At 74.0% G+C, this 11069-nt stretch carries 10 protein-coding genes; 2 read left to right on the top strand and 8 right to left on the bottom strand.

Annotated features, from left to right (window positions below; all coding sequences use genetic code 11):
• On the top strand, positions 1 to 348 hold a 348-nt coding region (locus ACFWEK_RS12535), incomplete at its 5' end, for an EamA family transporter (protein ID WP_430554259.1).
• Here the strand turns inward: ACFWEK_RS12535 and ACFWEK_RS12530 are convergent.
• Entirely contained in the window at positions 291 to 3179 is a 2889-nt protein-coding gene (locus tag ACFWEK_RS12530; RefSeq protein WP_430554258.1) for an FAD-binding and (Fe-S)-binding domain-containing protein, read from the bottom strand. The two genes, ACFWEK_RS12535 and ACFWEK_RS12530, sit on opposite strands and share 58 nt — an antisense overlap.
• Before the next feature lie 82 nt (positions 3180 to 3261).
• Between ACFWEK_RS12530 and ACFWEK_RS12525 the strand changes: the two genes are divergently transcribed.
• Positions 3262 to 3819 carry an AAA family ATPase gene (locus ACFWEK_RS12525; RefSeq protein WP_430544903.1) on the top strand — a complete coding sequence of 186 codons (558 nt, stop codon included), beginning with the start codon at positions 3262 to 3264 and terminating at the stop codon, positions 3817 to 3819.
• Here ACFWEK_RS12525 and ACFWEK_RS12520 read toward each other — a convergent pair.
• The 7 genes from ACFWEK_RS12520 to gcvP all read right to left on the bottom strand — a co-directional run bounded on the left by ACFWEK_RS12520 (position 3816) and on the right by gcvP (position 10877).
• The gene (locus ACFWEK_RS12520; protein WP_430554257.1) at positions 3816 to 4301 is read right to left on the bottom strand and encodes a DUF1269 domain-containing protein; all 486 of its coding nucleotides are present in this window, start codon (positions 4299 to 4301) and stop codon (positions 3816 to 3818) included. The genes ACFWEK_RS12525 and ACFWEK_RS12520 overlap by 4 nt on opposite strands.
• Before the next feature lie 39 nt (positions 4302 to 4340).
• On the bottom strand, positions 4341 to 5012 hold the full coding sequence (locus tag ACFWEK_RS12515) for a GAP family protein (RefSeq protein ID WP_430554256.1): 672 nt from the start codon (positions 5010 to 5012) through the stop codon (positions 4341 to 4343).
• 126 nt (positions 5013 to 5138) lie between these two features.
• Positions 5139 to 5576 (bottom strand): (deoxy)nucleoside triphosphate pyrophosphohydrolase, encoded by a 438-nt coding sequence (locus ACFWEK_RS12510; protein WP_430544900.1) that lies wholly within the window; start codon positions 5574 to 5576, stop codon positions 5139 to 5141.
• A gap of 118 nt (positions 5577 to 5694) precedes the next feature.
• Positions 5695 to 5925, bottom strand: a complete 231-nt coding sequence (locus ACFWEK_RS12505) for a helix-turn-helix domain-containing protein (protein WP_429731230.1) — start codon at positions 5923 to 5925, stop codon at positions 5695 to 5697.
• 250 nt (positions 5926 to 6175) lie between these two features.
• The gene (gene gcvH, locus ACFWEK_RS12500; protein ID WP_430544899.1) at positions 6176 to 6544 is read right to left on the bottom strand and encodes a glycine cleavage system protein GcvH; all 369 of its coding nucleotides are present in this window, start codon (positions 6542 to 6544) and stop codon (positions 6176 to 6178) included.
• A gap of 69 nt (positions 6545 to 6613) precedes the next feature.
• Positions 6614 to 7777 (bottom strand): glycine cleavage system aminomethyltransferase GcvT, encoded by a 1164-nt coding sequence (gcvT, locus tag ACFWEK_RS12495; protein ID WP_430554255.1) that lies wholly within the window; start codon positions 7775 to 7777, stop codon positions 6614 to 6616.
• A gap of 94 nt (positions 7778 to 7871) precedes the next feature.
• Positions 7872 to 10877 (bottom strand): aminomethyl-transferring glycine dehydrogenase, encoded by a 3006-nt coding sequence (gene gcvP, locus ACFWEK_RS12490; protein ID WP_430554254.1) that lies wholly within the window; start codon positions 10875 to 10877, stop codon positions 7872 to 7874.
• Positions 10878 to 11069 lie beyond the last annotated feature (192 nt).

Below are 11069 nucleotides of genomic sequence, written 5' to 3'. Positions count from 1 at the left end.
CCTCCCTCCCTGACCCTCACCGAGACCCTCGCGTTCGCGTACGTGAGCCTCGTCGCCACGGCGCTCGGCTTCGTCTGCTGGTTCAGCGGGTTCCGCCACCTCCCCGCCGGGGCCGTGGGCGTGATCGGCCTGCTGAACCCCGTCACCGGCGTCGCCCTCGGCGTCCTCGCGGGGGGCGAGGTGCTCACCGGGCTCCAGGCCCTCGGCATCGGGCTCGTGCTGGCCAGCGTCGCGCGCGTGAACGCGGGACGCCGGGCCCCGCGCGGCGCACCGCCACGGGACGAGGGAGCTCAGGTCAGGGCGGCGCCGCGCGTCGCCGCCTCCAGCAGGTCCAGCACGTGCACGTAGTCGCGGCCGGTGGCGCGCGCCATCCCCATCTCGCAGGTGCGGTTGTTCGAGACGTAGGCGTCGAACCGGCCGCCCGGCCGGGCCCGCTCCCCCGCCGCGACGTCGGCGGCCTCGGCATGCGTGGCCGCGGCCGTGAGCTCCGGGTGCAGCATGCCGCGGTCGCCGGCGAAGCCGCAGCAGCCCCACGCGGCGGGCACCACGGCGTCGTCCGCGACGGCGGCCGCCACGGCGCGCAGGTCGTCCACGGCGCCCAGGTGCACCGTCGCGCAGGTGGGGTGCACGACGACGCTCCCCTGCCGCGCGACGGCCACGCCGCGGTCCGCGAGCGCCGGCAGCACGTCGGTGCGCACGAACGTCACGGCGTCGACGATCCGCAGCCGCGCGAACCGCCCGGCGTCCTCCCCGGAGAGGTGGTGCGGCGTCTCGACCAGCCCGTGCGTGCAGCTCGACGCGTCGCACACGACGGGCAGCTGCCCTCCGCGCGTCGCCGTCCACAGGGCGTCGAGCACCTGCCGCGCCATCCGCGCCGCGCCGCCCGGCAGGCCCTTGCTCGCCCACGGGGTGCCGCAGCACAGCCCGCCGATGCCCTCCGGCACCGCGAGGCCGATCCCGGCGCGCTCGCACAGCGTGCGCAGCGCCGCCTCCGCGCCCACCGGGCGCCCGCCGTCCGGCACGCCACCGTCCGCCGGCGCGAACAGCTCGCCCATGCACGACGCGAACAGCACGGCCCTCGGCTCTCCCGGCACATCCTCGGCTTCGCGTCGCGGGCCGGGGCCGGGCAGGTCGTCGTCCACCCGCGGCACGACGTCGGTCCCGACGATCCCGCGCGCCACCTCCGAGGCCACGCGCACCACGGGCGTCGGCACCTTCTCCACCACGCCGAGCGCGCCGCGCAGCACGTCGACGACCGGCCCCCACGACCCCGCGAGCACCTCCCCGCCCTTCCGCACGAGCGCCGGGTTCGACCGTGCCCGGTGGCCCTTCATCACCACGCCGGTGTCGATGCCGACGGGGCACGCCTCGACGCACATCGAGTCCGCGGCGCACGTCTGCACGCCCCAGTACCGGTACGCCTTCTGCAGCTCCTCGCGCTCGTCCTCGGGCGCGACGGCGAGCTCCTTGAGCAGCGCGATCCGCTGGCGCGGCGTCGTCGTGACGGTCCGCGAGGGGCAGCCGGGCTCGCAGTAGCCGCACTCCACGCACCGGTCCACGAGCGGGGCGTCCTCGCCGCCCGCGGAGGCCTCGACCTTGAGATCGCGCAGGTGCTCGCGTGGGTCGTCGGTGATGATCACGCCCGGGTTGAGCAGCCCGCGCGGGTCGAACAGGCTCTTGATCTCGCGCATGACGGCGTACAGGTCGTCGCCGTACTGGCGCCGCACGAACGGCGCCATGATGCGGCCGGTGCCGTGCTCGGCCTTGAGCGAGCCGCCGCGGCCGAGCACCAGGTCCACGAGGTCGTCGCTGAACGACGCGTACCGGTCGAGCTCCGCCGCGTCGCCGAGCCGCGGCGTGATCATGAAGTGCAGGTTGCCGTCCTTCGCGTGCCCGAACGTCACGGCCTCGTCGTTCAGGCTCCCGTCGTAGCCGTGCCGCACGAACAGCCCGCCCAGGTCGCGCACGGTGCCGGTCAGGTCGGGCACGGGCACGACGACGTCCTCCAGCAGCGCGGTCGCGCCCGCCTTCCGGGCCCCCGCGACCGCCGTGTACAGGCCCTTGCGCACGCGCCACAGCCGCTCGCGCGTGGCGGGGTCGGTCGTGAGCGTGGCGGGCAGCTCCAGCGCGAGTCCGTCGACGACGGCGCGCGCGGCGTCCTGCAGCGGGGCGAGCTCGTCGCCGGTCGCGGCGCGGTACTCCACCAGCAGCGCCGTCTGGCCCGTGATACCGGCGCCCGCGGCCAGCGAGCGCATCGAGGGGTCCGCCTTCGGGTCCGCCGCCGCGACCCGCAGGGAGGCGGCGTCCATGAGCTCGATCGCCTCCGGCCCGGAGGCGCCCAGCGGTACCAGCGCGTCGGTGGCCCGCTCGAGGGAGTCGAAGACGAGCAGCGTCGTCGCGACCTGCGTCAGCAGCGGCACCGTGCGGAACGTGACGTCCGCGACCCAGCCCAGCGTGCCCTCCGAGCCGATCATCAGGTGCTTGAGGATCTTCACCGGGCTGTCGTGGTCGAGCAGCGCGTTCACGGAGTAGCCCATGGTGTTCTTCATCGCGAACTGCCGCTCCACCTCGGCGCGCATCGTCGCGCTGCCGCGCACCCGGTCGCGCAGCTCCGCGAGGCCGCGGTGCAGGTCCGGCTCCAGGGCGGCCAGGCGCGCGTCGGCGCCGGGCGCGCCCGTGTCGACCACGGTGCCGCCGGGCAGCACCACCGTCATCGCCTCGACCGTCCGGTACGCGGTGCGCGTGGTGCCCGACGACATCCCGGAGGAGTTGTTGGCCACCACTCCCCCGACGGTGCACGCGATCTCGCTCGCCGGGTCGGGCCCCAGCCGCCGCCCCCGCCGCGCCAGGTGCCCGTTCACCAGGCGGAGCGTGGCACCGGGCTGGCAACGCACCCGCTCCCCGCCGTCGAGCACCTCCACCCGCGTGAACCGCGTGCGCGTGTCGACCAGCATCCCCGCGCCCGACGCCTGCCCCGACAGGCTCGTGCCGCCGGAGCGGAACGTCACCGGCAGGCCGCGGCGGCTCGCCTCCCGCATCGCGGCGACCACCCCGTCGACGTCGTGCGCCCGCACCACCACCTCCGGGCGCAGCAGGTAGTGCGACGCGTCGTGCGCGTGCGCCACCCGCGTCAGCAGGTCCGTCCGCAGCTCGAAGCCGGAGAGTTCGTCGTGCGGCACGGATGCTCCGTCCTCCGGGTCGACGTCGACCGCGGGCGTGGCTGAGGGCTGTGAGGCGCTGGCGCCACCGTACCCTCGGCGGGTGCCTCCGGACGCCCCTCCCCCACCCGTCACCGCCCGCCGGATCCTCGTGGCAGGCACGTCCGGGGCGGGCAAGACGACGCTCGCCGGGCGGGTGTCGACCGCCCTCGGCCTGCCGTACACCGAGCTGGACAGCCTGTTCCACGGCCCGGGCTGGACCCCCAGGGCGGAGTTCGAGGACGACGTCCGCGCCGTCGTCGCGCAGGACGCCTGGGTCAGCGAGTGGCAGTACACGGCCGTGCGGCCGCTGCTGCTGGAGCGTGCCGAGCTCCTGGTCTGGCTCGACCTGCCGACACCGCTGGTGCTGTGGCAGGTCGGACGGCGCACCGTGGCGCGCAGGCTGCGGCGCACCGCGCTGTGGAACGGGAACGTCGAGCCACCCTTGCGGACCGTCCTCTCCGACCGCGACCACATCCTGCGGTGGGCGTGGCGCACCCGGCACAAGCTCCGCGGGCTCGACCAGCGGCTGGCCCGCGAGGCGCCGCACGTGCAGGTGGTGCGGCTGCGCCGCCGCCGTGACGTCGAGCGCTGGGTGCGCGCCCTGGGTCCCCGACCCTAGGAGCCGAAGGTCTCCAGCAGCGTCGCGCGCTCCGCGTCCGTGAGGTTCGTGGCGATGAGCGTGGCGTGCCGCCCGTGGAACCGCTGGCCCACGGCGTCGACGTCGCCGTCCTCCGTCACGGCGAACAGTGCCGACGTGCCGGTGGTGACCTGCTCGCGGATCGTCTCGAGCTGCGTGCGTCCGATGCCGACGGCCTGGGTGCTCTTGGCGATCGCGCCGATCGCGGCGCCTGCGGCGGCGCCCAGGACGGGCATGAAGAACAGCACGCCCAGCAGCAGCCCCCAGAAGGCGCCCCACCCGCTGCCGCGCTTCTTGTCGTCGTGACCGTGGTGCGTCGTGGGCGTGGCCTGCCCCACCGGCCACGAGACGACGGCGTGGTCGACCACCGTGACCAGCCCGTCCGACGCCGCGCGGCGGAGCACCGTCGCGGCCTGGTCGGCCGCGGCGGGGTCGTCGAACTTCCAGACGGTGAACGTGGCCATCGAGGGTCCTCCGGATCGTGGGTGCAGGTGCTCGGGTGGTCAGAGGGCCGAGATGCCGTCGCCGAGCATCTTGGCGCCGAGGACGACCAGCAGGACGGCCATGATCACGGCGTTGTGGTGCACCATCCAGGTCTTCAGGTCGTCGAGGACCTTCGCGGCGCGCTCCCCCATCGCGAGGTAGATGACCAGCGGGGTCACCACGCCGGCGCTGGCGGTCAGCGCGAAGACGACGGCCGCCACGACCTGCGCGTTCGTGTCGCCCGGGGCGGCCGAGGCGATGGCGGCACCGCCCGACACGACGAGCAGCAGGTTCTTCGGGTTGACCGCGGACAGGAGGACGGCGAGGCCGAGCGCCTTGCCGGGCGTGAACTGGTCGATGGCCGCCATCCACGTCGGCGTCTCCGGCTCGACACCCTCGCGCGGCCGGCCGCGCCACTGCTTCACCGCGAGCAGCAGGAGCAGGACGCCGAGCACGATCTTGACGATGGCCGCCCACAGGGGCGTGCCCGCCTCGTCGGGGACGGCCGAGCCGGCGAGCACGGCGACCAGCGCGACCACGACCAGGACCGCGACGAACCAGCCGATCAGGAACGCGGCGGCGTTGGCCTTGGCACGCCGGCTGACCAGCATCAGCACCACGGCGACGATCGGCAGCGGGCTGATGAGCACACCCACCGCCACGGGGAGGGACTGGCCGATCGCTGCGCCCACCTGTGCTCCTTCGTCCGGGTCTGGTCCGAAAGTAGGCGGGGCGGAGCGCGAGCGCCCGTCGAGTCGGCTGTCGAGTCGACTGTCGAGTCGACTGTCGAGTCGACTGTCGAGTCGACTGTCGAGGTGTCAGCGCGTGGTGTCGACCCGGTCGTGCAGGACGGCGTCGAGCGCCTCGACGATCCGGACGTCGCCGTCCAGCCAGTCGACGTCGAGCAGCGTGGACCGGTCCAGCCAGCGCAGGTCGTCGTGCTCGACGAGGGGCCGCGGGTCGCCGTCGGTGACGACCGCCAGCCAGAGGCGCAGCACGTGGCGGTCGGTGATGATCCAGCCGCCGTCGTCGGGGCCGGGCAGCTCGTGACCGAGCTCGGCCCGCACCCCGAGCTCCTCCATGAGCTCGCGGTGCAGCGCCTCGACCGGCGTCTCCCCGGGGTCCACCTTGCCGCCGGGGAACTCCCACCGGCCCACGAGGTGCTCGGGCCGGCTCCGCCGGGCGGCGAGCAGGCGCGCCGGGTGGTCGAGGTCGTCGACGATCGCGGCGGCGACCACGAGGCGGCGGGCTGTCATGACGGAAAGTCTGCCATCCGGGTCCCGGCGGACCGGGTCGTGGCCGGATCCCGGACGTGCGAGAGCCCCGCGCCGACGACCTCCCCTGTCGTCGGGCGGGGCTCGCACCTACCCGCTGTCAGCCGACTCCCAGGCCGGCCTGTCGCGCCCATGCGACGGCCTCGGCCCGGTTGGAGACACCGATCTTGCGATACACGCTGCGCACCTGCGACTTCACCGTGTTCCGGGTGACGAACAGCTTGGTCGCGATCTGCTCGAGGGTGACGTCCTCGGACAGGTTGGACAGGACCACGCGCTCGCGGCGCGTCAGCAGACGGTTCGTCACCGGGGCCATTTCGATCGTGCTCATCGCTCTTCCTCCGTCGACGGCCGCCGACCGAAGGTCGACCAGGGGAAGCCGTCATGGAAGAAGATGCGTACGGGCCCCTGTCATGACGCGGAATCTCGGGGATTGCTTCCGCGCCGGGACGACGACGGCCGGCCGCGCCCCCTCGAAGGACGCGTCCGGCCGTGTCGTCGCAGGTCAGCGCGGTTATCCCAGGCAATCAACCCAATTCGGGCCCGATGGTCACGATTCGGTCACGAGATCTGGGAAAGCGTCAGCCCGCCTGGGCGGCGTACTCCTCGGCCGTCAGCAGGGACCCGCGGGAGGTCACGTCGACCTTGAAGAGCCAGCCCGCGCCGAAGGGGTCGGAGTTCACGACGGCCGGGTCGTCCACGGCCGACTGGTTGACCTCCGTCACGGTGCCGCTCACCGGCGAGTACAGCTCCGAGACGGACTTGGTGGACTCGATCTCGCCGACGACGGCGCCCGCCTCGATCGTCGCGCCCACCTCGGGCAGCTCGAGGTAGACGACGTCGCCCAGCGCGTCGGCGGCGACGGACGTCACGCCGATCGTGGCGGGCGACGCGTCGTCCACCCACTCGTGCTCGGCGGAGTAGCGGAGGTTCTCGGGGAAGTCGGCCATGGGGACTGCTCCTTCGGGTTCTGCGTGCTTGACGACGGTCGGGCTCAGGACGAGGTCAGGACGATCGTCCTACGACCGCTGGTAAAAGGGCAGCGGGACGACGACGAACGGCTCGGCGCGGCCGCGCACGTCGACGGCGAGGGCGGTGCCCTCGGCCGACACCTCGGGCGTCACGTACGCCATCGCCACCGGGTAGCCGAGCGTCGGCGACGGCGCGCCGGACGTCACGTGGCCGACGACGGCACCCACCGCGCCGTCGAGGCCGCGCTGCACGACGTCGTAGCCCGCGCGGGCGGGACGGCGCCCCTCCCCGCGCAGGCCGACCAGGACGCGCGCCGGGGCGCTCTGGGCGCGCGCCGCGAGGGCGTCGCGGCCCACGAACGGCAGCGGGTCGCCGTCGGCTCCGGTCTTGTCGAGCTTCACGACGCGGCCGAGGCCCGCCTCGTACGGCGTCGTGGTCTCGTCCAGCTCGTGCCCGTACAGGGGCATGCCGGCCTCGAGGCGCAGCGAGTCGCGCGCGGACAGGCCGGCCGGGACGAGGCCGCGCCCCGCCCCCGCCGCCAGCAGCGCCCGCCAGAGCTCCACCGCCCGGTCGGCGGGCACGAACAGCTCGAAGCCGTCCTCGCCCGTGTACCCCGTGCGCGCCAGCAGCACGCCGATCCCGGCGACCGTGACCTCCGCGGCCGCGTAGTACTTCATGCCGCGGACCGTGTCGACGTCGTCGTCGGCCGTGAGTGCGGCGACGATCTCCTCGGCCTGCGGGCCCTGCACCGCGACCAGCGCGGTCTCGGCGGACCGGTCGGCGACGACCGTGTCGAAGCCGGTCGACCGCGCGACCAGCTCGGCCGCGACGCGCGGCGCGTTGCCCGCGTTGGCGACGACGAGGAAGTGCTCGTCGGCCAGGCGGTAGACGATGAGGTCGTCGAGCACCGAGCCGTCCTCGGCGCAGATCATCGAGTACCGCGCCCGGCCGACGCCGATCGCGCTCGCGTTGCCCACGAGCGCCTGGTCCAGCGCCGCGCCGGACTGCGCGCCCTCGAGGTGGATCTCCCCCATGTGCGACAGGTCGAACAGCCCCGCGGCCTCGCGCACCGCGCGGTGCTCCGCCAGGTCGGAGGTGTACCGCAGCGGCATCAGCCAGCCGCCGAAGCCGGTGAGGCTGGCGCCCAGCGCGACGTGCTCGTCGTGCAGCGGCGTGGTCTTGTCCTGCGTCTCCTGCTGGTCCTCGGCCATCGAGGCTCCCTTCGTGGTGCACGGTCGTCCGTTGTGGGTGCGATCGTGGCCCCTTTTCGGGGGAGAACGGGGCCACGAGCCCACCCACAACGGGTCAGTGGGTGGGGGCGGGCTCCGCGTAGGACTCCAGGGGCGGGCAGGCGCACACCAGGTTGCGGTCGCCCTTGGCCCCGTCGATGCGGCGCACGGGCGACCAGTACTTCGCGCCCCGCAGGCTGGGCAGCGGGAAGGCGGCCAGCTCGCGGGAGTACGGGTGCGCCCACTCGTCGGCGACGACGCTCGCCGCAGTGTGCGGGGCGTGCCGCAGCGGGTTGTCGTCCACGGTCCACTCCCCCGCCGCCACGCGGTCGATCTCGCCGCGGATGGCGATCATCGCGTCGACGAAGCGGTCCAGCTCGGCGAGGTCCTCGCTCTCGGTGGGCTCCACCATCAGCGTCCCCGCCACCGGGAACGACATCGTCGGCGCGTGGAAGCCGTAGTCGATGAGGCGCTTCGCGACATCCTCCGCGGTCACGCCCGTCTCGGCGGTCATCGGCCGCAGGTCGAGGATGCACTCGTGCGCCACCAGGCCGTTCTCACCGGTGTAGAGCACCGGGAAGTACGGGTCCAGGCGCTTCGCCACGTAGTTCGCGGTGAGGACGGCGGCCTTCGACGCCTCGGTCAGCCCGTCCGGCCCCATCAGGGCGAGGTACGCGTACGAGATCGGCAGGATGCCCGCCGATCCGTGCGGCGCCGCGCTCACGGGCGCGATGCCGTCCTGGCCGGCGATCCCCGGCGTCGGGTCCGCCGGCAGGAACGGCACCAGGTGTGCGGCCACCGCGACCGGGCCCACGCCCGGACCACCGCCGCCGTGCGGGATGCAGAACGTCTTGTGCAGGTTGAGGTGCGAGACGTCGCCGCCGAACTCCCCCGGACGCGCCAGCCCCACCAGCGCGTTGAGGTTCGCGCCGTCGATGTACACCTGCCCGCCAGCGTTGTGTACCAGATCGCAGACCTCGCGCACGTGCTCCTCGTAGACGCCGTGCGTCGACGGGTACGTGATCATGATCCCCGCCACCTGCGGGCCGTGCTGCTCGAGCTTCGACCGGAGGTCGTCCAGCTGGATCTCGCCGTCGTCCGCCGTCGCCACGACCACCACGCGCAGGCCCGCCAGGGCCGCCGAGGCCGCGTTCGTGCCGTGCGCCGACGCCGGGATCAGCACGATGTCGCGGTGCTCCTCGCCCCGCGACCGGTGGTAGCCCTTGATCGCCAGCAGTCCCGCGAACTCGCCCTGCGAGCCCGCGTTCGGCTGCACGGACACGCCCGCGTACCCCGTGATCTCCGCGAGCTGCGACTCCAGCGTCGACACCAGCTCCGCGTAGCCCAGCGCCTGGTCAGCGGGCACGTACGGGTGGATGTCCGCGAAACCCGGCCAGCTGATGGCCTCCATCTCCGCCGTCGCGTTGAGCTTCATCGTGCACGAGCCCAGCGGGATCATCGTGCGGTCCAGCGCCAGGTCCTTGTCGCTCAGCGACCGCAGGTACCGGAGCATCGAGGTCTCGCTGCGGTGCACGTGGAAGATGGGGTGCTGGAGGTAGACGCTCGTCCGGGTCACGGCCTCGGGGAGGTCGGCAACCCCTCGCGCGGACGCGTTCACGGGCGCCGGGGCGCCCTCGGCGGAGAAGGCGGCGAGGACGGCGGTCACGTCGTCGGCGGTCGTCGTCTCGTCGCAGGCGATCTGTACATGGTCGGCGTCGGCCTTGTACAGGTTGTAGCCGGCGTCTGCGGCTGCTGCCACGACGCGCCCTGCCTGGCCGGGGACGACCGCGCGGACGGTGTCGAAGAAGACGTCGTGCTCGACCGTGATGCCCGCGGCGCGGAGGCCCGCCGCGACGGCGGCGGCGCGGGCGTGGGTGCGCTCGGCGATCGCGCGGAGGCCGTCGGGGCCGTGGTAGACGGCGTACATCGAGGCGACGATGGCGAGCAGCGCCTGCGCGGTGCAGATGTTGCTCGTCGCCTTCTCGCGGCGGATGTGCTGCTCGCGGGTGGCGAGGGCGAGGCGCAGGCCCGTGGCGCCGTCGGCGTCGGTCGAGACGCCGACGAGGCGCCCGGGGAGCTGGCGCTCGAGGCCCTTGCGGACCGCCATGAAGGCGGCGTGCGGGCCGCCGTAGAAGAGCGGGACGCCGAAGCGCTGGGCCGAACCGACCGAGACGTCGGCGCCGAGCTCGCCCGGGGACGTCAGCAGGGTGAGGGCCAGGAGGTCCGCGGCCACCGTGACCAGCGCGCCGCGCTCCTTGGCCTCCGCGACCACGCCGCGAGCGTCCAGCACGCGGCCCGACGCGCCCGCCTGCTGCACCACGACGCCCACCAGGTCGCCGTCGGGCAGCGTGCCGCCCGCCGCGACGAACGCGTCGAGGCCCGCCGCCAGGCCGCCGTCGAGCCCGACCACGACCACCGGCAGGCCGATGGCCTCGGCGCGGCCGCGCGTGACCGACAGGCTCTGCGGGAACAGGTCGGCGTCGAGCACGACGTACCCGCTCTTCGCGCGCGAGGCGCGCCACATCAGCGCGACGGCCTCGGCGACGGCCGTGGCCTCGTCCAGCAGGGACGCGCCCGCGATCCCCAGGCCGGTGAGGTCCTCCACGGCCTGCTGGAAGTTCAGCAGCGCCTCGAGACGGCCCTGAGAGATCTCCGGCTGGTACGGCGTGTACGCCGTGTACCAGGCGGGGGACTCGAGCACGTTGCGGCGGATCACCGGGGGAGTGGCGGTGCCGTAGTAGCCCAGCCCGATCATCTGGCGCTTGACCTGGTTCTTCCCCGCGAGGTCGCGCAGGTGGGCGAGCACCTCGGCCTCCGAGCGGGCGGCCGGCAGGTCCAGCGGGCGGTCCGTGCGGATCGACGCGGGGACGGCGGCGTCCACCAGGGCGTCGAGGCTCGCGTGGCCGAGGGTGTCGAGCATCGCGGCGACCTCGCGGCCGCGCGGGCCCACGTGCCGGTCCGCGAAGACGTCGGGGTCGACGCCGGTGAGGGTGTGCGAGTCGTCCGGGAGGGTGGTCACGTCGGAGCTCCGTGGGTCGGGCCGGGCAGGCGGGGGACTGGCAGGTCCTCCCCGCTCTGTCATCGGACGCGCGCGCGTCGACCTGAGAGTTTTGCCGGTCCGCCATGGCGTCGTCGCAGACGTGACCTACGACGTCGACGGGGCGCGCCGACTTGCACCGTCGGTGGGCCCGCCCGTCGCGAGGACGGGGCAGGGCCGCTTTCCAGAGTTGCCTCGCCACGACGGTACGGATGCCTGAGAGATTCCCGGGGAGGG

Source organism: Isoptericola sp. NPDC060257 (assembly GCF_042726645.1).
Taxonomy (GTDB): domain Bacteria; phylum Actinomycetota; class Actinomycetes; order Actinomycetales; family Cellulomonadaceae; genus Isoptericola; species Isoptericola nanjingensis.
This window is presented reverse-complemented; position numbering and strand designations above follow the sequence as displayed.